The organism is Lebetimonas sp. JS138 (genome assembly GCF_000523335.1).
Classification (GTDB): Bacteria; Campylobacterota; Campylobacteria; order Campylobacterales; family Nautiliaceae; genus Lebetimonas.
Map to the genome: position 1 here is coordinate 333,804 of NZ_ATHT01000001.1, position 24,318 is coordinate 358,121.

At 32.3% G+C, this 24,318-nt stretch carries 26 protein-coding genes and 1 pseudogene; 9 read left to right on the forward strand and 18 right to left on the reverse strand.

The features are described from left to right. Nucleotide 1: 1 nt before the first annotated feature. The 5 genes from ccsA to DZ67_RS0101850 all read right to left on the reverse strand — a co-directional run bounded on the left by ccsA (nt 2) and on the right by DZ67_RS0101850 (nt 5,755). Nucleotides 2-2,440 carry a cytochrome c biogenesis protein CcsA gene (gene ccsA, locus DZ67_RS0101830; protein WP_024791721.1) on the reverse strand — a complete coding sequence of 813 codons (2,439 nt, stop codon included), beginning with the start codon at nt 2,438-2,440 and terminating at the stop codon, nt 2-4. Next, on the reverse strand, nt 2,437-2,856 hold the full coding sequence (locus tag DZ67_RS0101835; protein ID WP_024787001.1) for a thioredoxin family protein: 420 nt from the start codon (nt 2,854-2,856) through the stop codon (nt 2,437-2,439). Before DZ67_RS0101835 ends, ccsA begins: the two co-directional genes overlap by 4 nt. A 68-nt stretch (nt 2,857-2,924) precedes the next feature. Then, nucleotides 2,925-3,497, reverse strand: coding sequence for a cytochrome c3 family protein (locus DZ67_RS0101840; RefSeq protein WP_024787002.1), 573 nt, complete (start codon nt 3,495-3,497; stop codon nt 2,925-2,927). Between the two features lie 55 nt (nt 3,498-3,552). Further along, nucleotides 3,553-5,121: a sensor histidine kinase gene (locus tag DZ67_RS0101845; RefSeq protein WP_024791722.1), complete on the reverse strand. Its 1,569-nt coding sequence runs from the start codon at nt 5,119-5,121 to the stop codon at nt 3,553-3,555. Then, nucleotides 5,105-5,755, reverse strand: a complete 651-nt coding sequence (locus DZ67_RS0101850) for a response regulator transcription factor (RefSeq protein ID WP_024789235.1) — start codon at nt 5,753-5,755, stop codon at nt 5,105-5,107. The genes DZ67_RS0101845 and DZ67_RS0101850 overlap by 17 nt, the downstream gene beginning before the upstream one ends. 175 nt (nt 5,756-5,930) lie before the next feature. On the opposite strand from DZ67_RS0101850, the pseudogene napA reads away from it, so the two are divergent. From napA to DZ67_RS10805, 9 genes and pseudogenes are all read left to right on the forward strand, one after another. Continuing rightward, nucleotides 5,931-8,721: pseudogene (gene napA / locus DZ67_RS09650) on the forward strand (nitrate reductase catalytic subunit NapA). A gap of 9 nt (nt 8,722-8,730) precedes the next feature. Beyond that, nucleotides 8,731-9,546 carry a ferredoxin-type protein NapG gene (napG, locus tag DZ67_RS0101860; protein ID WP_024791723.1) on the forward strand — a complete coding sequence of 272 codons (816 nt, stop codon included), beginning with the start codon at nt 8,731-8,733 and terminating at the stop codon, nt 9,544-9,546. Then, entirely contained in the window at nt 9,534-10,373 is an 840-nt protein-coding gene (gene napH, locus DZ67_RS0101865) for a quinol dehydrogenase ferredoxin subunit NapH (RefSeq protein ID WP_024791724.1), read from the forward strand. The genes napG and napH overlap by 13 nt, the downstream gene beginning before the upstream one ends. After that, nucleotides 10,354-10,845 (forward strand): nitrate reductase cytochrome c-type subunit, encoded by a 492-nt coding sequence (locus DZ67_RS0101870; protein ID WP_024791725.1) that lies wholly within the window; start codon nt 10,354-10,356, stop codon nt 10,843-10,845. The genes napH and DZ67_RS0101870 overlap by 20 nt, the downstream gene beginning before the upstream one ends. Continuing rightward, entirely contained in the window at nt 10,845-11,318 is a 474-nt protein-coding gene (locus tag DZ67_RS0101875; RefSeq protein ID WP_024791726.1) for a 4Fe-4S dicluster domain-containing protein, read from the forward strand. The genes DZ67_RS0101870 and DZ67_RS0101875 overlap by 1 nt, the downstream gene beginning before the upstream one ends. A 9-nt stretch (nt 11,319-11,327) precedes the next feature. Beyond that, complete coding sequence (locus DZ67_RS0101880) at nt 11,328-12,272, forward strand: nitrate reductase (protein ID WP_024791727.1); 945 nt, start codon at nt 11,328-11,330, stop codon at nt 12,270-12,272. After that, nucleotides 12,269-12,613 (forward strand): chaperone NapD, encoded by a 345-nt coding sequence (locus DZ67_RS0101885; protein ID WP_024789241.1) that lies wholly within the window; start codon nt 12,269-12,271, stop codon nt 12,611-12,613. Before DZ67_RS0101880 ends, DZ67_RS0101885 begins: the two co-directional genes overlap by 4 nt. A gap of 86 nt (nt 12,614-12,699) precedes the next feature. Beyond that, on the forward strand, nt 12,700-13,845 hold the full coding sequence (locus tag DZ67_RS09655; protein ID WP_236619998.1) for a multiheme c-type cytochrome: 1,146 nt from the start codon (nt 12,700-12,702) through the stop codon (nt 13,843-13,845). Then, on the forward strand, nt 13,842-14,240 hold the full coding sequence (locus DZ67_RS10805) for a hypothetical protein (protein WP_236619999.1): 399 nt from the start codon (nt 13,842-13,844) through the stop codon (nt 14,238-14,240). Before DZ67_RS09655 ends, DZ67_RS10805 begins: the two co-directional genes overlap by 4 nt. Nucleotides 14,241-14,395: 155 nt before the next feature. Here DZ67_RS10805 and DZ67_RS0101895 read toward each other — a convergent pair whose 3' ends face one another. From DZ67_RS0101895 to flhF, 13 genes are all read right to left on the reverse strand, one after another. Continuing rightward, the gene (locus tag DZ67_RS0101895) at nt 14,396-14,632 is read right to left on the reverse strand and encodes a c-type cytochrome (protein WP_024787012.1); all 237 of its coding nucleotides are present in this window, start codon (nt 14,630-14,632) and stop codon (nt 14,396-14,398) included. A gap of 14 nt (nt 14,633-14,646) precedes the next feature. After that, entirely contained in the window at nt 14,647-14,814 is a 168-nt protein-coding gene (locus DZ67_RS10530) for a hypothetical protein (RefSeq protein ID WP_156919560.1), read from the reverse strand. Nucleotides 14,815-14,832: 18 nt separating this feature from the next. Further along, nucleotides 14,833-15,525 carry a cytochrome c biogenesis CcdA family protein gene (locus DZ67_RS0101905; RefSeq protein ID WP_035907016.1) on the reverse strand — a complete coding sequence of 231 codons (693 nt, stop codon included), beginning with the start codon at nt 15,523-15,525 and terminating at the stop codon, nt 14,833-14,835. After that, on the reverse strand, nt 15,525-15,935 hold the full coding sequence (locus DZ67_RS0101910) for a DUF255 domain-containing protein (RefSeq protein ID WP_024787015.1): 411 nt from the start codon (nt 15,933-15,935) through the stop codon (nt 15,525-15,527). Before DZ67_RS0101910 ends, DZ67_RS0101905 begins: the two co-directional genes overlap by 1 nt. Beyond that, complete coding sequence (hemG, locus tag DZ67_RS0101915) at nt 15,932-17,158, reverse strand: protoporphyrinogen oxidase (protein WP_024791728.1); 1,227 nt, start codon at nt 17,156-17,158, stop codon at nt 15,932-15,934. Before hemG ends, DZ67_RS0101910 begins: the two co-directional genes overlap by 4 nt. Continuing rightward, the gene (gene lgt / locus DZ67_RS09660) at nt 17,146-17,970 is read right to left on the reverse strand and encodes a prolipoprotein diacylglyceryl transferase (RefSeq protein WP_236620000.1); all 825 of its coding nucleotides are present in this window, start codon (nt 17,968-17,970) and stop codon (nt 17,146-17,148) included. Before lgt ends, hemG begins: the two co-directional genes overlap by 13 nt. A 22-nt stretch (nt 17,971-17,992) precedes the next feature. Beyond that, complete coding sequence (locus DZ67_RS0101925; RefSeq protein ID WP_024787017.1) at nt 17,993-19,276, reverse strand: (Fe-S)-binding protein; 1,284 nt, start codon at nt 19,274-19,276, stop codon at nt 17,993-17,995. Between the two features lie 78 nt (nt 19,277-19,354). Continuing rightward, nucleotides 19,355-20,158, reverse strand: coding sequence for a flagellar motor switch protein FliY (gene fliY / locus DZ67_RS0101930; RefSeq protein WP_024787018.1), 804 nt, complete (start codon nt 20,156-20,158; stop codon nt 19,355-19,357). Continuing rightward, nucleotides 20,151-21,224 (reverse strand): flagellar motor switch protein FliM, encoded by a 1,074-nt coding sequence (fliM, locus tag DZ67_RS0101935; RefSeq protein WP_024787019.1) that lies wholly within the window; start codon nt 21,222-21,224, stop codon nt 20,151-20,153. The genes fliY and fliM overlap by 8 nt, the downstream gene beginning before the upstream one ends. Then, nucleotides 21,217-21,894, reverse strand: coding sequence for an RNA polymerase sigma factor FliA (locus DZ67_RS09665; protein WP_035907018.1), 678 nt, complete (start codon nt 21,892-21,894; stop codon nt 21,217-21,219). The genes fliM and DZ67_RS09665 overlap by 8 nt, the downstream gene beginning before the upstream one ends. Beyond that, nucleotides 21,887-22,225 carry a hypothetical protein gene (locus tag DZ67_RS0101945; RefSeq protein ID WP_024791729.1) on the reverse strand — a complete coding sequence of 113 codons (339 nt, stop codon included), beginning with the start codon at nt 22,223-22,225 and terminating at the stop codon, nt 21,887-21,889. The genes DZ67_RS09665 and DZ67_RS0101945 overlap by 8 nt, the downstream gene beginning before the upstream one ends. Before the next feature lie 9 nt (nt 22,226-22,234). Continuing rightward, on the reverse strand, nt 22,235-23,101 hold the full coding sequence (locus DZ67_RS0101950) for a MinD/ParA family protein (RefSeq protein WP_024787022.1): 867 nt from the start codon (nt 23,099-23,101) through the stop codon (nt 22,235-22,237). After that, on the reverse strand, nt 23,098-24,318 hold the full coding sequence (gene flhF / locus DZ67_RS0101955; protein ID WP_024787023.1) for a flagellar biosynthesis protein FlhF: 1,221 nt from the start codon (nt 24,316-24,318) through the stop codon (nt 23,098-23,100). The genes DZ67_RS0101950 and flhF overlap by 4 nt, the downstream gene beginning before the upstream one ends.

The following is a 24,318-nucleotide window of genomic DNA, read 5'->3' on the forward strand; positions in this document are numbered from 1 at the left end:
TTTAAGCCTTTGGCGAATATTCGTTTTTTTCTATTTTAAGCGGCTTATTTACCTTTTGGTACAGCACCATCGCAAGCCCTAAAATAACCACTGCAAACCAGGCACCCATTCCGGCAAAAATAATATTAATCCATCCGTATCCGTTCACCACTTCCTGACCGTAACTGTGAAGTCCCTGGGCAATATAGAAATTTACTCCGAAATATGTCATTAAAATAAAGAAAAAGCTCAAAAACGCCAATAATGAAAAAATAAATTCACCTCTGAGTTTTGGCATCATTTTAGCATGAATAACAAGTGCATAAACCACCATTGAAATTAAACTCCATGTTTCTTTCGGATCCCAACTCCAATATCTTCCCCAGCTTTCATTTGCCCAAACACCGCCAAGAAATGTTCCGACACTGAGCAAGGCCAAACCTATATATAAAGCGATATAAATGATATTATTGAATTCTTTAATTTGTTTTTTAAGTTTTTCTTTGTTAATAGCAAACAAAACAAGATTAAGAAGACCCAGCATCGCCCCGACTGCTAAAAATCCGTAACTAGAGGTAATCACCGCCACATGAACCAAAAGCCAGTATGATTTTAATACCGGAACCAGGTTTGTAATTTGAGGGTCAATATTGTTTAAATGCGCAACCATCATAAACATCCCAGCTACAAATAATCCAGCACCAAGTGCGAGCATTGATTTTCTAAAGAAAACAAGCGATGCAAAAGCGGCACCCCATGCAATAAATATAATTGATTCATACGCATCAGACCAAGGGGCATGTCCTGCTACATACCATCTAAGCCCCATATTGAATGTATGAAGCAAGAGGGCCAATGCACCTAAAACCACAAAAAAAAGTTCGGTTTTCGGATATTTTTTAAGTCTTAAAACTTCAATAAATCCTAAAATAATAATAATGAGTCCAAGTGTCGAATAAATGCCTATAAGCATAGGAAAAATTTGTAAATGATTGTATTTAATTTCCCATTCTATTCTGTTTTTGGAAGGAAGTATATCGGGTGTGTATGTTTTTTGAAGTTTATAAATATCATCTGCCGCTTTTTTCATTTCATTTATATCAAAAATTTTTATACTGTTTACCAAAGAATTAAATACATTCAAATATGCAGTGGCACTGAAAGGGTCCATCATACCCTTGTTTACACTTTTTTGAATTTGATAAGGAGAAAACCAAGTATTATTCATTTTTTTTGAATCAGGCGTTGGAAAAATTTTAAAAATCTGAGCAGTGTAAACCATAAAAGAGACATAAACCCTTTCGTTTATTTTTATCCATTCCCTGTCTAAGAGTGTTTTTTGAATATCGGGTGTATCAAAAGCCCTATTCACCTCTTTTGTAAATTTAAAATCCCCGTTAGGTAAAAAGAAATCGATATAAGGTGCATATTTTCCTTTTAAATGCAGGAGTTTTCTTATTTTAGGATGACCTATATAAATAAGGGGCAGTTTTTGAAAATATTGTGGGTTTGCAAGCATTCCCATAACTATCTGATTATAATCCATTCCCAATAATTTATATTTTTTTGTAATTTTATGCGCTATATCCAAATCCAACGTATCCATAGGTTCAATTCTGCCGCTTTTTTGCACCAAAATTCTCTCCCATACAGATTCAATGGATTTAGATTTTTGTATATAAGAATCAATATCAAAAGCATTCGCCGAGTGGGGAAATGTTAAAAATAACAGCAATGAAAAAAGACCACCTGTTTTTAATTTTTTAACGGTGATTTGAAATCTGCTTTTTTTATAAAGCATACTTGCTAAAAAGCCTATTGCCATTAACAGATATCCGAGATATGTCACATACATTCCGGGGTCGTGATTGACTGAAAGTATACTTCCGCCTCCGTCCGGGTCATAACTTGCCTGATAAAACCTGTATCCTTTATAAACTAAAATATGATTCATATAAATATGATAATGAATTTTTTTATTCCCGTCAATAATTGTTACGAAACTATCATAACTGCTGGGCTGCATACTTCCCGGATAATGTTTTAAAACAAATTTATCAAGCCTTACCCTAAAGCCCAAATCCTTAATTTCAATATCAGTAGGTTTGGCCCTGTTTTTAATAACGGTTATTTGATTTGCACTTTGCCCGTTTCTTAAATGTAAATTTCCCTCATATCCAAAATATCTTGTAATTCCTGCACCGAGTAAAATAACAATTACAGAAAGATGAAGAAGGAATATAGGCGTCTTTTTATAAGTTTTATATCTGAACATTACCCCTGTTAAATTAATTCCCAAAAGCCACATAATAAGTTCAAACCATTTGGTGCCGTAAACATACTGCCAGGCTTCAAGATCCGTTTTTAACAGTGTGGCGGCAGCCATTGCAACAATAAAGATTAAAGAAAGTATTACCGCAAGTTCAATAGAAAAGAAAAAATTATAAGTTTTTTTTATCATTTACCAGCCTTATATTTTTGATTTACATCCTGAAGAATTTTTAAAAAAATCTTAGGAGGTCTCGCGCCTATCATCCTGTAATAAAGTTCCCCGTTTGGTTTGATAAATAATATTGTAGGGGTTGAACCTGTAAAATAATTCTGAACCATCAAAGGCAGATTATCCTGATCCGCAAGATAAAACACAGGCACAAAATTTTTATTAATAAAACCTGCCACTTTATCATCAGTATAAACCTTTGTGGCAAGATACCTGCATGGAGGACAGTTTGTAAGTGACACATCGACCATAATCAGTTTATGCTCTTGGGAGGCAACATTTTTTGCCGCATTAAAACCCATTGCCCAATTAACCTTTCCGCTCCATTCAAACGCAAAAGCAAAAACGGCAACCATTAAAAACAACCATTTTTTCATTTAATTACCTTTTTTTCTGTATTGTAACAAAAAAATTATATGAATACTGATTAAGTATATAAAAAAAATTATTCCGATTTTTCGGAAGATAAGTTTTCTAAAAGATTAGGATGTGCAAAATGATGCATTGTATAATCGTTATGGCATTTTACACAGCTGACTTTTCCTCCGTTTTCTTTGACATTCCAATAATAAATTTTATGAATTTTTTGAATATTCCCATCAAGTCCAACAACGTGGTTTTTATCTTTAAGTTCTTCTATTCCTTTATGGCAGTGCAAACACGCATTATCATATACATAATTTTTCATTTCCCAGAAATTTTCTTTAAAATCCACTCTTTTAATAAGCCCTATATGAGCCATTGCATCTCTTGTACCGCTAATTCCTTTTGTTAACAGATAAGAAAACAGACTTTTATGGGAAAGATGACAGTCGGTACAATGATGGGCAGAAAATCCGTGAGGATTGTTTCCTCCGTGCACACTGAATTCAAAACTGCTAACCTCCGGTTTCATTTCATGACAGCTTCCACAAAATTGAGGCGTCCCTGTAACATCCACCATTACCGCTGCAAAATACGAAATTCCAAGCCCGATAATTGCGCCTATAATCAATGCGCCGAGTGTTGTTTTTTTCATTGATTTCCTTTTTTTATTGATATTATATATATATTTCGTGCTTAAAAAGTGCTTTTTAAATTTTTATTACAAAAACCGCCCCATTATTTGAATTATATGCGTGTAAATTACCGTTAAAGTGCTTTGTAATAATTATTTTACTCATATAAAGCCCTATTCCAGTCCCCTGGGATTGAAATTTGGTTGTAAAATAAGGCTCAAAAATTTTATCAAAAATATCTTTTCTAATACCTCCGGCATTATCTTCTATTTCTATTTTTTCTCCTATTTTAATCCAGATTTTTTTATTTTTTATATTTCTTTCATTCAAAACATCTACTGCATTATTTATTATATTCATAATTACCTGTAAAAATTCATTTTTGAAACCTATAATATTTTTTTCTTTTTTTTCAATTAATTCCACATCGATATTGTGATTTTTAAGTCTTCCTTCCAATAAAAACAGAACTTCTTTAACAGATTCATTGATATTAAATTCTTTCTTTTCTTTATCTTCTTTAAAAAAGTTCCTGAAATCGTCTATCGTTTTGGACATGTATTCTATCTGTTTAATTGCCTTATTTTTAAAATTTTGGATATATTTTTCATCTATTTTATTTTTTTTATATGCTATTTCAATATTTTGTACAAGCAAGGAAAGATGTGTTAAAGGGTGTCTCCACTGATGCGCTATATTTCCAAGCATCTCTCCCAAAGCCGCAAGTTTGGACTGCTGCATTAAAAGCTGTTCATTCTCTTTTACTTTTGCTACCTCTTTATCTATTTTTTTATCAAGTTCGTTATAATAATTATATAAAGGTCTTGAAAAAAATATTCCGAGAGGAACTGCGACAAAAACAGATAAAATCATCATAATAATTGCCAGTTTTTTGGAGATTTCACTTGTTTCGCGGATTAATTTCTTGTTCTGTAAAAAAATAATGTTATATTTGTCATTAAAATTCAGCACATAAATATCATTACTTATAAACCCCTGGGATTTTTTCATTAAATCTACAACAGGGTATCCGTATATGTCATATATATATTTGGCATTTGTAAAATCACTGTAATAGATTTTTCCTTTTTTATCTATAACCATAATGTTAAACATATCGTTATATTTTTCAAAAATATTTTTATATTTATAAACAATATTTAAAACTTTATTTTTAAGAGGTACCGAAATATTAAAAACAACATTATGATTTTTTATATTTTCTTTTAAAATCAAAGTCTTTAATTTCGGTTTTTGTGATTGATTTATTAAACACGCTATAGAATTATTTTTTTTACAATAAATATTTTTATTGTTTTGTATTAAAGAAATTTTATATATATTGTCTTCACTTGAAAGAATAAGTTTAAAAACCCCGAAAAGCAGATTTTCATTAATGTTAAACTCACTTGAAATTAACGGACTTTTTGATATTGCAATAGCCTTATTTACAGCTTTTTGCTTTTTTGTTTTATATTCTTTTACCAAATTTTTAGCATATAAAATTACATTCTGCTGAAAATTTTCATTTTCAATGTTTGTAAAAAAATATATACTTATGTATATAACAACAATAATTATCAAAAAGGCAAATAAAGCAAAGGCTATTGTTAAATCAAACTTAAATTCACTGTTTTTTTTCAATTTTATATCCGCATCCTCTTACATTTTTAATAAAATTTTCTTTTAATTTACTCCTTAATTTTTTAACCTGTGTTCTTAAAGTATTGTCACAAATGGCTTTTTCTTCCCAGACATAATCTTTAATTGTTTCGGAATCTACAACATTGTTAATATTTTTAACCAGAATTTCCAAAAAATATTTCTCATTGGGGGTAAGTTCCACTTCTTTATCATTATAAAAAAGCTTTAATTTTTTTATATCAAATGAATAATTTGCTGTAATTTTTATCCTGTCCGTTTTTTTGAAAACAAGCCTTTTTATTCTCAGTTCAAGCTCTTTTAAATCAAAAGGTTTTTTAATATAATCGGCAGCACCAATATTAAAGGCTTTTTCAATATGTTCTACATCTGAATAAGCGGTTATAAAAATCACCGGTGTTGAAGAAGAATAATTTTTTAATTCTTTATAAAATTCATATCCGTTCATTTCGGGCATATTTATATCCAATAAATATATATCATAATGCTCAGGATAAATCTTTTCAAGCGCCCTTTTGGGAGTTGAATAATAATCCACTTTATTTCCGCTCATTTCAAAATATTCTTTTATACTCTCACCGATAAATTCATCGTCTTCTACCAAAAGTATTTTCATTTTTTTTCCTTATTTAAAATAATTGTTTAATTTTATCATAAAGAGTGCCTTTTAAGTGCCGTAAATGTGCTTATAAAGTGCCTTAAAATTAAATTTATTATAAAAATATGTAACATTTTTGTCAATAAGTTGTATCATAATAGTGTTAAAAAGCGAAAAAGGAGTGCTTATGTCAATGACAAGAAGAGATTTTTTAAAAACAACTGCCGCAGTGGCAGCGGCTAGTGCAGCTGGAATTACTGTTCCGGAAGAATTAAAAGCACAGGCCGAAGCAAGTGAAGAAGGATGGCAATGGGATAAAGCCGTATGCCGTTTCTGTGGAACCGGATGCGGTATTATGGTTGCTACAAAAGGAGGAAAAATCGTTGCTGTAAAAGGTGACCCAGAAGCTCCGGTAAACAGGGGTATTAACTGTATTAAAGGTTATTTCAACGCAAAAATTATGTATGGTGCAGACAGACTTACCCAGCCGTTATTAAGGCTTGATGAAAATGGAAATTTCAGCAAAAATGCTCCGTTTAGACCAGTCAGCTGGAAAAGGGCATTTGATGAAATGGAAAAACAGTTTAAAAAATATTACAATGAATTGGGGCCAACAGGTGTTGCAATATTCGGTTCCGGCCAATATACAATTCAGGAAGGTTATGCGGCTGTAAAATTAGTTAAAGCCGGATGGAGAAGCAACAATATCGATCCTAATGCAAGACACTGTATGGCAAGCGCCGTTGTAGGATTTTATCAAACATTTGGAATTGATGAACCAGCCGGTTGTTATGATGATATAGAACTTACCGACACAGTAATAACCTGGGGTGCGAATATGGCCGAAATGCACCCGATTCTTTGGAGTAGAGTTAGTGATGCAAAATTAAACAATCCTGATAAATATAAAGTAGTTAATCTTTCAACTTATAGAAACAGATGTTCAAATCTTGCAGATATGGAAATTATTTTCAGACCAAATACAGACCTCGCAATTATGAATTATATCGGAAGGGAAATTATAAAAAGAAATGCCGTAAACTGGGATTTTGTAAAAAAACATACCATCTTTGCAACTGGAACCGTAGATACAGGTTACGGTATGAGAGAACCAAGTGTAGCTAAAAAACTTGGATATTCAGATAAAGAAATGCAAACAATTAAAAAACAGGCTGCAAAAGAAGTAAGCAAAGAAGAAGCAGTGGCATTAAGCGCAATCGGCAAATGGAAAGCCGGAGAAAAAATGGAAATGACTCACAGAAAAGGTCACGCACCGTTTTTCCATTGGCAAATAACTTTTGATGAATTTAAAAAAGCGGTTGAACCTTATACACTTGATTATGTAGCAAGCGTTGCAAAAGGCGACCCTGATGAAAGCATTGAAAGTTTTAAAGCAAAACTAAAAAAATTAGCTGATTTATATATTAATCCAAACAGAAAAGTTGTATCTTTCTGGACAATGGGATTCAATCAGCATGTAAGAGGTAGCTGGATTAATGAAATAGTTTATATGGTTCATTTACTTCTTGGAAAGCAATCAGTTCCGGGAAGCGGAGCATTCTCTCTAACAGGTCAGCCGAGTGCATGCGGAACTGCAAGGGAAGTTGGAACATTTGCCCACAGACTTCCGGCAGACTTATTAGTAGCAAATCCAAAACACAGAAAAATTACAGAAAAATTATGGAAAATACCATATGGAACTATTAATCCAAAAGTAGGAAGCCATTTTGTAAAAATTATGAGGGATATGGAACCAGGAAAAATTAAATGGGCATGGGTTCATGTAAACAACCCTTGGCAAAATACTGCAAATGCTAACCACTGGTTGAAAATGGCAAGAACCATGGATAACTTTATTGTTGTAAATGAATGTTATCCTGGAGTCAGCGCAAGAGTGGCAGATTTAATTTTACCAGTGGCTATGATTTATGAAAAATGGGGGGCATATGGTAATGCTGAAAGAAGAACCCAACACTGGAGACAGCAGGTTGTAGCCCCTGGAAATGCAATGACAGATATTTGGACAATGGTAGAATTTTCAAAAAGATTTAAATTAAAAGAAGTATGGCATATTGGAAGAAGCTAAAAAAATGGGTTATTCACCTGAAGACACATTATATGATGTACTTTATAATAGAGAAGAATATCGCAAAAACTTCCCATGGCCAGATCCTATTGCCAAAAATCCACAAACAGGAAAACTTCATCCAAATACTGAAGCAGCGGGAGACGGCAGAGAAATTATAGGAAGTGACGGCAAACCGTTTACTGGTTATGGATTCTTTATTCAAAAAGCTTTATGGGAAGAATACAGAAAATTTGGTATTGGTCATGGACATGACCTGGCAGATTTTGATACATATCAAAAAGTAAGAGGTCTAAGATGGCCTGTAGTTAATGGAAAAGAAACAAAATGGAGATTTAACACTGAATATGACCCATATGCAAGAAAATTCGCAAAACCAGGTGAAAAATTTGCATTTTACGGATCGCTTTTAAAAACAATTAAAAGAGGAAATCTGGCTCATCCTGTTAAATCAATGGGTAAAGTTCATTTGGCAAACAAAGCAAAAATATTCTTCAGACCGTTTATGGTTCATCCAGAAGACCCTAAATATGATAAAGACGGATATAATTTCTGGCTTTGCACTGGTAGGGTTCTTGAACACTGGCATAGTGGAACTATGACCATGAGAGTACCAGAGCTTTATAGAGCAATGCCGGAAGCACTTTGTTATATGAATCCAAAAGATGCAAAAGCTCTAGGTTTACAAAGATTTGATTTAGTTGTAATTGAAAGCAGACGTGGTAAAGTTAAAGCAAGGGTTGAGACAAGAGGAAGAAACAAACCTCCAAGAGGACTTGTAATGGTTCCATGGTTTGATGAAAAAATATTAATCAATAAAGTTTGTCTTGATGCAACCTGTCCTATGAGTAAAGAGACAGATTACAAAAAAGCGGCAGTTAAAATTTATAAAGCATAAAGGTAAATTTTGGATAGAAGAGGATTTTTAACACAAATGGCTCAGGCAGCAGCTGCGTCTGCTGTTGCCGGCACTGTTGTCGGAGCTTTTGTAGAGGAAGATAAGGTTAAACCTTTAACTCTTAGACCTCCCGGGGCATTAGAAGAGAGAGATTTTATAAAAACATGCATAAGATGCGGATTATGTGTTGAAGCATGTAAAAACAGAGAAAATAAGATGATAATAAACGGAGAGGAAATTGATACCTTAAAATTGGCAAGTCCCGGAGATAATGCTCCAATCGGTACACCTTTTTTTATAGCAAGAACGGGGCCTTGTTTTATGTGCGATGATATTCCGTGTATGTATGCATGTCCAACAGGTGCTTTAACACCTGAAATGTGCAAAAATGATAAAGGCGAAGTTACAATTGACTCGGCAAAAATGGGAATTGCTGTAATAGACCCGAGCAGCTGTATTGCTTTTTGGGGTCTTCAATGTACAGCATGTTACAGAGCATGCCCGGAAATGGATAAAGCTATAACTATTGAATGGAAACAAAATAAAAGAACAGGAAAACACGCTTACAGGATTCCTGTTGTTCACGAAGAATATTGCACAGGCTGCGGAATGTGCGAAAGAGCATGTGTTACTGAAAAAGCAGCCATTAAAATATTCCCAAGAGAAGTTTTTCTTGGAAAAGCGGGAGACAGATACGTTAAAGGATGGAGTAAAAAAGACCAGCAAAGGGTTAAAAACGCATCAACAAAAACAACGACAAAAACACCTTGGAGTAAAAAAAGCCCATTAAATAACTTAAATCAAGGTATAAAATGGAATCAATAATTAAAAACAGATATTTAATCTTAAGAAGGATATCCCAGCTTACAATTTTATTTTTATATTTTGGCGCTAATGCGTGGGGATGGAAAATACTCGTTGGAAATTTAAGTTTATCTAAAATTTTTGGCAAAATTCCTTTAACGGACCCGTATGCATTTTTACAAATGCTTTTTGCTGGTGCCGTAATAAGTACCGATATGATTGTAGGAGTTATTATTATTGCTGTTTTTTATGCTCTTATCGGAGGACGTGCGTTTTGTTCCTGGGTTTGCCCTGTAAATATGATTACAGATTTGGCCGCATGGCTTAGAAGAAAAACACATCATGAAAAAGACAATTTAATAAGTGCTATGAAGATTAAAAATTTCAGATACTGGTTTGCCGGTATTTTACTTATAATTTCAGCCATAAGCGGCGCAGCCGCATTTGAATTTATCTCTCCTATCGGTATTTTTACAAGAGGTGTTGCATTTTCACTAGGATTTGGATGGGTATGGCTGATAGCTATATTTTTATTCGATGCTTTTGTTTTAAAAAACGGGTGGTGCGGACATGTTTGCCCGTTAGGGGCCACTTATTCAATAATAGGGGCTAAAAGTTTAATCAGAGTAAAACATAATAAAGACAATTGCACAAATTGCGGTAACTGTCTGATGATTTGCCCGGAACCACAGGTTTTAGCACCTATAATCGGGAAAAAAAGCGATTTTATATCAGGAATTGAGTGTTCAAACTGCGGAAGATGTATTGAAGTGTGCGAAGATAATGCACTAAAATTTTCTATTAGAAATTACATAAAAGGAGAAAAAAATGAAAAAGCTAATAATTAGCTCTTTAACTGCTGCGGCAATATTAACAGGATGTCAAATGGCAAACACTCAAAAGACATCTGAAAAAACAGTAAAAGTTACAGGTATAAGACAAACATCATTAAATGCCGGAAGTGAAAATTTACCGGTTGTAAAATATAATAATCAGGCACCGGTTCCAGGACAGGTAAAACTTTATAAAAAATCTTTTGTAACGGCTCCCCCTATGATACCTCACAGCGTTAACGGAATGGTACCGATTACTATCAAAAACAATATGTGTCTAAACTGCCATATGCCTCAAAGTGCAAAAGCTATGGGCGTTACACCTATGCCAAAAGACCATTTTGTTGATAATTTTGAAGGAGACAAAAAAGAACCTAAAGTTGCTGGAAGCAGATATAACTGTACATTATGCCATGCTCCTCAGGCAAAATTAAACCCTGTTGTTGAAAATAAATTTGAAAATTTAAAAGCAAACACAGGAATGTAATGTTAGATAAATCAAAAAGAAATTTTTTCAGGAGAGTAACCTCTCCTTTTAAATCTTTTCTATACCCTCCATATTATAAAAAAAAAGAAGATTTTTTAAATTGTATTGAATGTAATGAAAAAGCCTGTGTTAAAGCCTGCCCCGAAAAAATAATAAAATTAAATAATGAAATTCCTATTTTAAATTTTGCATTTAACGGCTGCACTTTTTGCGATGAATGTGCAAAAGCATGTGGGAAAGTTTTAAAAACCGAATATAAAAAAAATAAAATAAATGCCGAATTTATAATCAATACAAGAAAATGCCTTGCCTGGAATAATACAATCTGTTATTCCTGTCAAGATATTTGCGAAAAAGAAGCAATAATTTATAAAGGAATGTTTAATCCAGTGATTGATTTAGATAAATGCACGGCATGCGGGTTTTGCATAGGTGTTTGCCCCAATGATTCGATAGAATTAATAGTTAAATAAAGGAAGAAAATGAAAAAATTAATAATTTTATTTTTGATAATTATAAATCTGTTTGCTTATAAAAAAATCATATACCCAAGTTATATTTCAAAACTTACATTTAATAAAAAATATTTAATCGCCGGACTTGAAAACGGTGAAATTATTATAAAAAATTTTAAAACACTTAAAAATATAAATACAATAATCCTACCAAAAATACACGATTTTATGGATGAACTGATTCCCATGCCGATATATTCACTCGATATATCGCCTGAAAATAACAATTTATTAATTCTTGCCCAGGGGGAAAATGCATTTAAAATAATCTATTTATATAATTTTAAAACAAAAAAATTAACAAAAATATTTTCTACAAAAGAAAATTTAATAGAAGCAAAATATATTTCAAAAAACAAGATTTTAATAGGTACACTTGCTGATGAGGCAATTTTATTTGATTTGAAATTAAAAAAAGAAATTTATCACAAACAGATAGGAAATTATGTTTTTTCCCTTTTTGTTTTAAATAAAGATAAAAATCTTGCCGCATTCGGAGATGAAAGCGGTATTGTAACAATTATAGATATAAAAAATGGAAAAACGGTTAAAACCGTAAAAGGCTTTAACAAAGGGAAAACATTAACTCTCGATTTTAAAAAATATTTAATTTTAAATGCCAGTGAGGACAGAAAAGTAAGTATTTATAATTTAAAATATGATAATTTTACAGTTGAAAACAACGTAAAATTTTTACCTTATGCAGCAGGTATTTCACCAAATTTAAAATATTATGCAATTCAATATAATGAAAAAAACAATATTGCGATATTTGATATGAATAATAAACTTATACAAACATTAAAAGGACACACAATGGCACTAAACGGGTTAAAATTTATTAAAAATAATGAAATTATTAGTTTTTCACCGGCAGAAATTATAATTTGGAAATTAAAGGAGAACAAATGAATATATCAAGTATAATAGTTAAAACAAAACCTGAGCATTATGATGCGGTTTATATGAATCTTATGGAAAGTGATTTATGTGATGTTCATATAGGCGATAAAGAAAAAGGAATAATTATTATTACAATAGAAGGGGAAAATGTTGAAGAAGAAATTGAAAAACTTTCCAAAATAGAAGATATGCCTTTTATAATAAGTGCAAATATGCATATGAGTTATAATGAAGAAGAATTGGACAAATTAAGAGAAAATATTGATATTAATCAAACTGTAAAAGAACTCAATACAGAAAAAAAAGCCGAAGAAATAAATTATAAAGGAAGTTTAAAAAATAAATATTAATTTAATAAAAAGTTAATTTTGGCACTTTTTGGACACTTTTTTATAATACAATATTAAAGAGTAAAAATAAACTCAAAGGAGACAAAATGAAAAAGGCACTTTCAGCCGGAGTTAGTATTGCAGCACTAACAAGTGTAGCATTTGCTGCAAACAGTTTGGATTCAAACCCAAATTATGTAAAACTTAAAAATTTCAAACCAAATCCTGCGGTTACAAATGAGCAGTGTTTAATGTGTCATAAAGCTCAAGATCCTGGTATTGTAGCTGACTGGCAACATTCAAAACATGCAAAAGCAGGTGTCGGATGTGTGCAGTGTCACGTTGTACCAAAAGATTATCCAACTGCATTTAAAGCGCACCCTATGCAGGGAAAAAATTGGACAGTTCAAATTGCGGTTTCATCCGTAACATGTGCAAAATGTCACGCAAAAGAAGTTACAGAATACCTTAATTCAGGACATGCAAGAGGTGCAGCACAATGGTTGGCATCAAATATGGGTAAACACGGCTTTTTAATGAGCAAACTTGCGTATAACTATGAAAATATGAAAGGAAAACATCCTTCATTAAACGGTTACAGTGCAAAAAAAATGGCTGCGGGAATCAGAAAAGACAATTCTGTATTCGCTTCAAACCAAAACAATCCAAGACAGGCAGATTTAGGCGTTGCAAATATTTGTGTACAATGCCACGGAACAACTGTAAAATTAGATTCTCAAGGCAGACCGGATGCGGCAACATGGCCAAGTGACGGTATAGCCACACTTTATCCAGATGGAGGCGTTGGAAACTGTTTAGCATGCCACAGCAGACATAAATTCTCAGCTGCCGAAGCAAGACAGCCAGCAGCATGTTCAAACTGTCACTTAGGGCCGGACCATCCGGATAAAGAAATTTTTGAATCAAGTGTTCACGGGCATATTTTTGATACAAATGAAAAAGATTACAATTTTGAAACAGGAAAACAAATTCCAGGTAAAACCCTTAGAGCCGCAACATGTTTTACATGTCATATGAGTGGAATTAACGGACTTAAAGCAACTCACAATGTTTCACTTAGACTAAAATGGAATTTATGGGCACCAAAAAGTTTCTTAAGAACAAAAGGTGCTGAAACAGCCGGATGGGCGTTCTGGAGTCATGGCGGAAAAATCATACCTGGAAAAACTATATTAAGAGGTAATCCAAAAGCAGGTAATCCACAGGGACCTGAAGCTGCAAGAGCCAGATGAAACAAGTTTGTGCGGCTTGTCATGAAGCTACATTTGTAAACAACTATTTCCAAAGAGTTGACGCTCAGGTAAAAAATTATAATAATTACTTTAATGCGGCAAATAAAATGCTAAAAGAGCTAAAAGCTAAAGGTTTAATAAAATCTGACGTATGGAGTGATCCGTTCTTTAAATTATATTATTATCTATGGCATCATGAAGGTAGAAGAATGAGACAAGGTGCAGCAATGGGAAGCCCGGATTATGCTCACTGGCATGGTGTTTTCCAAGTAATGCAAGATATAAGAGAAATGCAAGACATTTACAACTACAGAATGAAAATGCTTAAAAAATACGGCAGCGCCAAAAAAGTTCTTGAAAACGAACCGCCAATGCCTGTTGTTACTCACGAATAATTTCTTTGCCCTTTTTGGGCATTGTTTTCAATAATACATTTTAAAGTGTCTGGCACTTATTATTGCTAATCATAAAGATATAATTTTTTTATTTATTAAATTATTTTATATTAATTTTCCAAAACAAATCAAATATTTGTTTTGGAATTTCTATTTTATTTTTTACCAAATTCTTTTGCTACTCTTTTGATATCAGCTTCTTTTAAACCTTTTGCAACATTAACCATCATAGGATTACCTTTTCCGGCTTTATATTCTTTCATTTTTGCTTCGATTTGAGCTGGAGTTAGTGTATCTAATTTTTTAGCCATACCGCCGTTATGGCACATAGCACAGTTATCGCCTGCGAATAAAAATCCGGCCAATCCTATAAATACAAATAATTTTTTCATATTATCCCTTTTTATTATAATTCAATTTTATAAATTATCAGCATCATTAAAATTATACCTGTCAATTCTATTAAAACTGCTGACGTAACTACTCCTACAGCTCCCAAAAGGGTTCCTATTATACATAAAAACATCCCGAGTAAAAAAGTTTTATCACTCCAATATTCTTTTACAGCATCCATTGTTTCTCCTTATTTAATTTATTTAATTCCTTTATAAAAAAAATAAATACCTACTAATATTAACAAAATACCGCTTGCTTTTTCAATTAAACCCATATAATTTTTTGCTTTTTGTATAAATCTGATACTCCAAACGGTAAAAATAGCCATAAGTAAAAACGGAAGAGCAAGCCCGAGAGAATAAACAATCATCATAGAAACACTTTTTGCCGGGTCGGTTGCCGCCATTCCAACAATTGTGCCAAATATAGGCCCTATACATGGTGTCCATCCAAATGCAAAGGAAACTCCAAGTAAAAAACTCCCGGCATTTTGCAGATTTAATCTTTTTTCATACTGAAAAATTTTAAATTTAATAAAACCTCCAATATTAAGACCAAAAACAACTATTATAATACCTGCAATTACATTTAACCATTTATTTGCAAATATATTACCTATTAAATTTGCGGCAGCTGCACCAATCAAAACAAATACCAAAGCAAAACCCAAAATAAACAAAAAGGAATTAATTAAAATTTTAAGTCTTTCTTTTTTATTTAAATTCCTCTGTTCAATTTCTTTTGCACTTATTCCTGTTATATAAAAAAAATATATCGGCACAAGAGGCAATACACAGGGAGAAAAAAATGAAAGAACACCTGCGATAAAACTTACGACAAAAGGCATCTTGTCAAAATAATCAAACAGAGAATAAACCATATTTTCCATTATTTGCCTTTTTGATATTTTTCGTTATACTGTTTTAAAATTTCAAGAAAAATTTTGGCCGATCTTGAACCGAAAATTCTGTAATAAAGCTTATCATCAGGTGTAATCAACAATACATTAGGAGCCGCACCAGTAAAATAAACAGAAAACTCAATGGGAACTCTGTCTGTATCGGCATAAATAAATATAGGTATAAAATTTTTGTTTACATAATCAATTACAGGTTTGTATTTATAAACAATATTTGCCATATACCAACATGGAGGACAGTGATGAACGGAAATATCGACCATTAAAAGCTTATGCTCTTTTTTAGCCAGTTCAAATGCATTTTTATAATTTTTTACCCAATGAATATTATTTGCAAAAATAGAAGTCAAAAATAAAAAAATCAAAAACAATTTTTTCATTTCTTTAACCTTTCAGCAAGTTCGAAAGAATTTTTAATACAGTCATTGAAACTGATGCCATTATAAGCATTGCCTGTTAAATAAATATTAAATTTTTCTGCTTCGGTGAATATATCTTCAACTAATTTCTGATGACTCAGGGAATAATTAGGAATTGCGTTTTTATGAAGCTTTAACCACGTTATTTTCGGATTAGCATTTTTGATAATTTCATATATATCATCAAGCGCTGTTTTAATTATTTCTTCTTCATTTAAATCTTTAATTTCAGAATATCTGGCACCTCCGAGCATTGCCCTGATTCCATTTCTGTTGGGAAAAATATATTTGTCCATCAATATGCCAAGTGTTTTGTTTTTAATAGTTAAAATACCGAAAGATTTAGGTGTTATGCTCTCAAAATCAAGTCCGACAATGGCAACAGGGTTATAAGGAATTTTTTTTAACAAATCTGAAAGTTTTTCATATTTTTTTAAAATTTCTGATGCCGAATAAGCCTCCGTAGCTATTACAATTTTATCAAAATCTTTCAGTTCATCTACATCTTTTATTTCTTTAATTACAAAATTTGCTTTTGTTTTTTCTTTTAGTTTATTAATAAATTCACTCATTCCGTATTCAAATGAATGAAGTTCCCCCGTAGGTTCCCCTCCTCTTTTTAATTTAATCATGCCTTTAAAAAGAGAACCGTATTCACATTCAATTTTTTTCAGTTTGGGAAAAGCGGCATTCATAGAAGTTATTTCAGGAGTAGAGGCGTATATACCGGCCAACATAGGTATCATCATTTTTCTATAAAATTCTTTGCCAAGTCTTCTTATTGCAAATTCTTTTACACTCTCTTCCCTCTCACATACGGGTTTTATAAAAAATTCTTTCAAAATCCTAATTTTCCCTTTCAGGCTCATTATATCACTTGTTAAAAATTCAACAGGTTTTGAAGGAAGTTTAATCAGTTTATCATCATAAATATATCTGATTTTTGCATTTTCATCGGCTTTTATAGGTTTTATGCCTATTTTTTCACATAATTCAAGCGTTTTGGGAGAATTATTTAAAAACCCGTTTACACCTTCTTCAAAAAGATAATTCCCAACTTTTTGCGTATAGGCTTTTCCGCCCCATTTATCTTTTTCAAAAACAGTTATTTCATAATCATTCTGAAGATAATATGCAAGGCTTAACCCGCTTATACCTCCCCCCACAATTGCTAATTTTTGCATTTTTTTCTCCTGTAATAAAAAATTATAAAACCAATTATAACCAAAAAAGAACTTAAAATCTGTCCCATTGTTATATGACCGATAATAAATCCAAGCTGAGGATCCGGCTGGCGCCAAAATTCACACAGACTTCTAAAAATTCCATAAGTTATAAGATATAATGCTATCAATTCCCCTTTGCATTTGTAAAATTTTTTGTAAAACCAGTAAATAATTATAAAACTAACCAGCCCTTCAAAAAAAGCTTCATATATACCGATAGGATGCCTTAAAGCACCGTCTATATAAACCCCCCAGGGAACATCGGTAATTCTGCCGACAATTCTTTCGTTTAAAAAATTACCGAGTCTTCCGAAAATATATGCAAGCGGAACAGCAAGGGCTACAACATCCACAAGTTTCCACAAATCAATTTTTTTTATCTTTACAAAAAGCAAAGTGGCGAGAATAAATCCTATTACCGCCCCGTGGTAACTCATACCTGCAATACCTACAAATTTTCCGCCTTCAAACGGGTTAAACATTTCCCAGGGATGAAGCAGATAATAACTGTTATCCCCGGGCATATAAAATAAAACATATCCGAATCTTGCACCCAAAATAATTCCTATTTCAGCCCATATAAAATATTCGTCTATTATCTTTTTACTAAAACCCATTTTTTCACCGAATTTAATCCCCAAATAATAACCTAAAACAAGCGCTGTTATATACATAATTGCATACCAGTGAATATGAAAAGGGCCTATATTAAGGGCAACAGGATTTATATAAGAGTAGATATGCTGCCAAAAATTTATCAAATTAGCCATTTTTTATTCTTTTCTCTACTCACTACTCACTATTTTCACCATTTTCTATTGCCTTGGCAATAAGTTCGACAGGATGCATAAATTTTTTATTATCTCCTACTTTATCAAGATGTTCTGTTATCTGCATTCTGCATGCACTGCATTCCGCACTTACAATTTCGGCGTCTACCTTTTTAATCATTTCGGCTTTTTTCAACCCTTCTTTTCTTGCCAGATGAAATTTTTCACTCTGAATTGTAATACCGCCAAATCCGCAGCACATATCCGGATTTTCCATTTCATTTATTTGATAATTTTGACTTATAAGAGCTCTCGGTTCTTTTCTTATATTAAACACCTTACCGAAATGACACGCATCATGATATGTGATTTTTTCTTTTTCTTTTGGAAGTTTTGCAAGCCTTTCTTTTAAATCGGTATATTTATAAAACCATTCGGTGGTTCCAAAAATTTTGGATTTTATTTTTTTATGCCTTTCCAGCCACTCCGGCATATGGTATGTTATAAATTCTTCATAATCTTTTTTTAACATTGCGGTACATGTGGCTTCCGGGACAATAATTGCATCAACCTCATCGATAAAACTTTCAAAATATTTAATATTATATTCTACAAGTTCTTTTACTGTTTTAAAATCACCCGTAAAATAAGCCGGTGCCCCGCAGCAAAGCTGCTTTTTAGGGATAAAAATATCAACATTCAAAAATTTAAGCACTTTTATCAGGGCATCGCCAACTTCGGTATAATTGTAATTAGCCATACATCCGATAAATATAGCAACTTTTTTTTGAGGATTTTTTGCTTTTATCCTTTCTGGATATTTTTTTAAAAAAGGTTTTTTCTTAAAATAAGGGAGTAATCTTCCTTTATGTAAAAGAGGTATGGAAAAACGTGAGCGCATAGCATTTTTTTCTTGCTCGATCTTAAACCCGCATGTCTGAAAATAAAAACCGAGCCTGCTTACTAAATCATAAGCCCATCTGTTTTTTAAAAGATAAAAAAATGCTCTTTTAAACCAGGCTATTCCAAATTTTTCGGCAATTTCGGCTCTAACATTTTCAATCATAAAATCGGTGGGAATAGAATTGGGGCATATTTCAACACACTGGTTACACAAAAAACAGCTTTCAAAAATATCTTTTGCATTTTTATCAAGCTCAATTTCACCAACTTCGACACCCTTCAAGAGATCCAAAAAACCCCTCGGAGATGTGGCTTCGTCAGGATTTATTCCATGAATTGTACATCCCGGAATACACTTTCCACATTTTATACACATATCCGAAAATTCACTGAATTTAAACACCGCGTACCTTTTTTAATAGCAAAATATCAAAACAAAACTATTTTGTCAATTTTCACAACTCACTACTCACCATTTTAACTATTTTTTAAGAGTATTGAGTCTCTCTTCTTTTGTCCCTATAGAAGTAATTTGAATCCCGAAGTTTCCGTCAACTATTACAACTTCTCCCTCACCTATTTTTTTATCCTCTATCAAAATTTCAAGCGGTTCGTTTGCAAGCTGATTAAGTTCAACGATTGAGCCTATATCCATAGAAACAACATCTTTTAAAAGCATAACCTTTGTTCCAATCCTCACACGAAGCTGTAATTTTACATCTAAAAGCATTTCCAAATTTTTAACCTCTGGAAGAGACTTGGTTTTATCTGTCTCTTTTTTTTCTTCAATATGTGTTTTTTTACCGCTGATAAGAGAATATATTTTATTATCCAAAAGAATATGACACTCTTTTTTTATATCTTTTATAGAACAATTTAAAACGATGTCATCTGCATAATCAAATTTTTCTTTTTCCTGATTAAAAGTAACATCTTTAATCTGAAATTTTAATTTAGGCAGATTTTCCTGTGCTTCAAGGGTTGTTGAAAGTGATCCGAATATATTGGATACAATTTCTTTTATAGCATCCAAATCGTCTTCATTCATTTCACTTTTTGCCTCTCCCTCCCCTGCAAGCATTAAATCTCCGAGAATTGTGGCAATTTCCGGAGGTATAATAACCGTCAATTCACCTTCTTTGGACTGCAGGGTTATTTTTGCATAAGGAGGCTCAATATCTACTTTATGCTTTTCTTCTTTCAAAATTACATCAGGAGCTATTCCTATTAACCCCTCCACCACAGATTTTATTTCATTTATCAAAATATCTATAAAATTATTCATTTTTCTCCCCTGATGTTATATTTTCGATTTTTTCTTTTCTCATTTGTTCAAGTTTTTCCAAAATCTCTTTTACCTCATCGTGCTCGGTTTTTAAAATGTGTTTGATTTTGATACTTCTTCTGTATCTGCTGACCCCAAAATCTGCAATAAATTTTTCTCTGCCGTCCACTTTAACAACAACTGTGTCATTGGCCGGCCTGTTTAGCTTTATTATATCACCGACTTCCAAATCAATAATTTCCTTCATACTCATATAAGCATATCCGAGTATTGCCTCGAGCTCTATTTTTGCCCCTCTTATAAGAGCTCTCAGTTCCGTATTTCTACTTTTTCTGCCTGTTGTCCCGCTTAGCATTAAATCTCTGTTTGCAAGTTTTGGAAGAAGGGATTCAATAGAAATAACAGGATAACAAATATTCATCATTCCGCTTGTATGACCAATGACAATTTCCATAACAATCATAACAACAATTTCATTCTGAGCAACAATCTGAACAACATTGGGGCTTGATTCTTTTGCTTCTATTACCGGAAAAAGTTCCATTATAGGTGACCAGGCCTCTTTCATATTTTGTGTAATAACCCTTAAAATCTGGTCGAGCAGACTGAGTTCTATATCAGTAAATTCCCTGTTAGATTCATAAGAAGAACCCTCCCCTCCGAGTAATCTGTCTATCATAGGGAAAACAATTGAAGGGTTAATTTCAATTACACCTTTTCCGTCAAGCGGTTTTAAAGAAAAAACGTTAAACGACGTAGGACTTGGCAGAGACATTAAAAATTCACCGTAAGTCATCTGGTCGACAGAATGAAGCTGAATTTCAACAATACTTCTCATAAGTGCGGAAATATCACTTGCAAGATTTCTGGCCATTTTGTCATGTATCGCTCTTAAAGAACGGAGCTGCTCTTTACTGACCCTGTTTGGCCTTTTAAAATCATATAAAGTAATTTGACGCTGTTCTAGTATATCAGGAGCTTTTTCAAGCTCCTCAGGTGCCACGTTTTCTTCCTGAACAACTTCTAAAAGCGCATCAATTTCTTCCTGCGATAATAATTCAGCCATTTAATTTTTTCCTTATTTTTCTTATAGCATGTGAATGTATCTGGGAAATTCTGCTTTCGGATACATTTAATATCTCACTTATTTCTCTTAATGAAAGCTCTTCAAAATAATAAAGTTGAATCACAAGCTGTTCTTTTTCGCCCAACTCTTTTAAAACTTTCTTAATTATATCAATTAATTCTTCCTCTTCAACTTTTTTAGAAATATTTTCAAAATAATTTAGCTGCTCTTCTATGGGAAAAACATTATATATTTCTCCCGCTTTTTTTGCTTTTTTTATTTTTTCTATATTTTCGTTTAAAACTTCGGCCAAATATTCGTCACTTGGGGCAGTTCCGAATCTGGACATATAATCCTCCGTAATTTTATCAATTTCCTTTACGAGTTTTCTCTCAGCCCTGCTTATGGTATCAATACTTCTTAAAAAATCAAGCATTGCCCCGTAAACCCTTTTTTGTGCATATCCCCAAAAATTATCATTCATTTTAGGGTCATATCTTTTTGATAATTTCACAAGTTCTTCAAGCCCGATTGAAACCAGATCATTAAAATCAATACTGCTTGGCAGTCTTTCTTTAAGTCTTGCCGCCATTGCCTTTACCGCGGGCATATAATTAACCGCCATAGAATCCCTGTATTCTTTTAATGTCTGTTCGTAAGGATTACACATGTTTCTTCTTTAGAATTTTTAGTTCTTCTTCTTCAAATTTTTTTAAAAATTTATAATTTTCATAAATAATATCCTCTTTTTTTTCAAGTTCTTTTATCTGGGAATTAACAATTTTTTCTATTTCGTTTTTATTAAAAATAATATATTTTGAAAGCATTGTATATTTGATAAAAAAAGAAACACTTGCCAAAGAAAGAATATAAAAAGCAGATGTTGTGATAATCACAAACCACAAAAAATTAAAAGCATCAAATCCTTTTAAAATACCAAAAATAATTGAGATAAAAAACCCGCTTACAGTAGAAAAATAGATAAAATTTTCCGCCTTCATTTATTTCCTTTAAAACTGAGAAAATATCTTTTTAAAAAATCTTCCGATTCCTTTATTTTCAGTTTTAAGCACTTTTCGTTCCGAAATTTTTGCCAGTTTTTTTGCAATATTATATATCTGTTCACTGGAAAACGAATAAGGCTCCTGCTTTGTAAAAAGAGCCCTGTTTATAGAACAGTTGGTAATTATTTTATCTTTTTTTAAATATCCTATCATTTGAAGTCTTAAATCTTTTTTTAAATTATGTTTAGCCACATTGTTTATTTTTGAAAATATATTAATTGCTTCTTTTTCGCTGTTAACCTCATTTAAAAACATAAAAATTTTATCTTTTTTTTCACTTATCAGTTTTATCATGGCATATGCATCGGTAATGGCGGCAGGTTCAGGCACCGTAACTACAATAATATCATCGCTTGCCTCAAGGAACATTTGAACTTTTTTATCTATTCCTGCACCCGTATCAATAATAAAAAAATCATAACCATTTAATATTTCAAATTCCGAGAAAAATTTGCTGAGGGTAACTTCGTCTGCAAAATCCATTATTTCTTCACCGCTTTTTCCAGGGATTAAAATAAAATCCTTTTCTATTTCAACAATAATATCTTTTAAGGAGCATTCATTTTTAAGTACATTATATATGTTTTTATCACTTTTAACTTTTAATATTACATCCAGATTAGCTAAGCCTATATCAGCATCAAAAAGAGCAACTTTAAACCCCAATTTATGCAGGGCATAACCCAAATTTGCCGTAATTGTACTTTTCCCCACACCTCCTTTTCCACTGGTTATCGCTATAAAATGAACATTTGAGGGTTTGGTATTTTTTTCTTGAACCAGTTCTTTGAGTTTATCGGCTTGAGTTTTCAATTAAACTCCTTATTTAAAATACCTTTAAGCAAATAATCGGCCCCGGCCTGTGTTAAATCGTCCGGAACTTCCTGTCCTGTCGAAAAATAACTGACAGGTTTTTTTGTTTCAATTAAAAGAGAAAAAATATTTCCATAATTTTTTGTTTCATCAAGTTTGGTGAAAACAAGTGTATCGATAGGCAAAATTGAAAAATTTTTATAAATATCCAGTAAATCATCATATTTAGTTACAGCTGAAAGAACCAAATTTATATTAATTTCGGCAAACGTATCCACTTTTAAAAAATTTGATAATTTTTCAATTTTTTCTTTATCATGCTGGCTGCTTCCTACCGTGTCAATTAATATATATTCATTATGCCGCAGACTTTCAAGAGCCAGTGAAAAATCGCTCGGGTCCACCACTGTTTCTATAGGAAGTCTCATCATTTTTGCATAAGTCATTAATTGCTCAACCGCTCCTATTCTGTATGTATCTAATGTTATTATCCCAACTTTATGGCGTTTGGAAAGTTTGTAAGCAAATCTGGCGGCCAGTTTTGCAATGGTTGTGGTTTTACCAACCCCGGTAGGCCCCACAAACATCATAATTTTTTTATGTGGAGGAGTTATTTCCCTTTCCATTCTTACAGGTATCATTTTTTTAAGAAGTGTATAAAAATATCTTTTTATCGTTTCAGAATTTTTTCTCATTTTTAAAGGCATATATTTTATTGTAAGTTTCATTATTTCGTCCAAATGTTTTTCATTTATACCGCTTGCGCGGGAAAGTGCGTATATTTCACTGAATTCGGGAGGAAGTTCCAGTTCATTTTTATTTGCAATTTTCCACATACTCGCCTGTAAAAATTTTAATGTGTCACTTATTTTTGTAACCTGTTTTTTAAGTTCAATTATTTCGTCATTTTTTTTTGGCGTTAAATTCGGCTGATTTATAATTTCTTTATTTTCTTTTTTTGAGATAGAAGATATTTCTTTTGCCGCACTTGAAAGTTTTAACATAACCTCTTGTGCATGTTCTTTATCACTCATCGGTTTTCTGGGCCTGATATTGGATTCTTCAACAGCTACAACAATTTCATACAGACCCGGGCTTGTAAGGGTTTTTTTCTTAATTTCTTTGCTTGAAACAATTACAGCGTCATCCCCCACCTCTTCTTTTACTTTTTTCAAAGCCTCGGTATAACTTTCAGCCGTATATGTTTTTAACTTCAA

Bases quoted from the DNA above. Each gene is read 5' to 3' on its own strand.
- ccsA (WP_024791721.1), bottom strand. From the start codon at position 2,440: ATGATAAAAAAAACTTATAATTTTTTCTTTTCTATTGAACTTGCGGTA.
- DZ67_RS0101835 (WP_024787001.1), bottom strand. From the start codon at position 2,856: ATGAAAAAATGGTTGTTTTTAATGGTTGCCGTTTTTGCTTTTGCGTTT.
- DZ67_RS0101840 (WP_024787002.1), bottom strand. From the start codon at position 3,497: ATGAAAAAAACAACACTCGGCGCATTGATTATAGGCGCAATTATCGGG.
- DZ67_RS0101850 (WP_024789235.1), bottom strand. From the start codon at position 5,755: ATGAAAATACTTTTGGTAGAAGACGATGAATTTATCGGTGAGAGTATA.
- napH (WP_024791724.1), top strand. From the start codon at position 9,534: ATGGAATCAATAATTAAAAACAGATATTTAATCTTAAGAAGGATATCC.
- DZ67_RS0101870 (WP_024791725.1), top strand. From the start codon at position 10,354: ATGAAAAAGCTAATAATTAGCTCTTTAACTGCTGCGGCAATATTAACA.
- DZ67_RS0101875 (WP_024791726.1), top strand. From the start codon at position 10,845: ATGTTAGATAAATCAAAAAGAAATTTTTTCAGGAGAGTAACCTCTCCT.
- DZ67_RS0101880 (WP_024791727.1), top strand. From the start codon at position 11,328: ATGAAAAAATTAATAATTTTATTTTTGATAATTATAAATCTGTTTGCT.
- DZ67_RS0101885 (WP_024789241.1), top strand. From the start codon at position 12,269: ATGAATATATCAAGTATAATAGTTAAAACAAAACCTGAGCATTATGAT.
- DZ67_RS09655 (WP_236619998.1), top strand. From the start codon at position 12,700: ATGAAAAAGGCACTTTCAGCCGGAGTTAGTATTGCAGCACTAACAAGT.
- DZ67_RS10805 (WP_236619999.1), top strand. From the start codon at position 13,842: ATGAAACAAGTTTGTGCGGCTTGTCATGAAGCTACATTTGTAAACAAC.
- DZ67_RS0101895 (WP_024787012.1), bottom strand. From the start codon at position 14,632: ATGAAAAAATTATTTGTATTTATAGGATTGGCCGGATTTTTATTCGCA.
- DZ67_RS10530 (WP_156919560.1), bottom strand. From the start codon at position 14,814: ATGGATGCTGTAAAAGAATATTGGAGTGATAAAACTTTTTTACTCGGG.
- DZ67_RS0101905 (WP_035907016.1), bottom strand. From the start codon at position 15,525: ATGGAAAATATGGTTTATTCTCTGTTTGATTATTTTGACAAGATGCCT.
- DZ67_RS0101910 (WP_024787015.1), bottom strand. From the start codon at position 15,935: ATGAAAAAATTGTTTTTGATTTTTTTATTTTTGACTTCTATTTTTGCA.
- hemG (WP_024791728.1), bottom strand. From the start codon at position 17,158: ATGCAAAAATTAGCAATTGTGGGGGGAGGTATAAGCGGGTTAAGCCTT.
- lgt (WP_236620000.1), bottom strand. From the start codon at position 17,970: ATGGCTAATTTGATAAATTTTTGGCAGCATATCTACTCTTATATAAAT.
- fliY (WP_024787018.1), bottom strand. From the start codon at position 20,158: ATGAATAATTTTATAGATATTTTGATAAATGAAATAAAATCTGTGGTG.
- fliM (WP_024787019.1), bottom strand. From the start codon at position 21,224: ATGGCTGAATTATTATCGCAGGAAGAAATTGATGCGCTTTTAGAAGTT.
- DZ67_RS09665 (WP_035907018.1), bottom strand. From the start codon at position 21,894: ATGTGTAATCCTTACGAACAGACATTAAAAGAATACAGGGATTCTATG.
- DZ67_RS0101945 (WP_024791729.1), bottom strand. From the start codon at position 22,225: ATGAAGGCGGAAAATTTTATCTATTTTTCTACTGTAAGCGGGTTTTTT.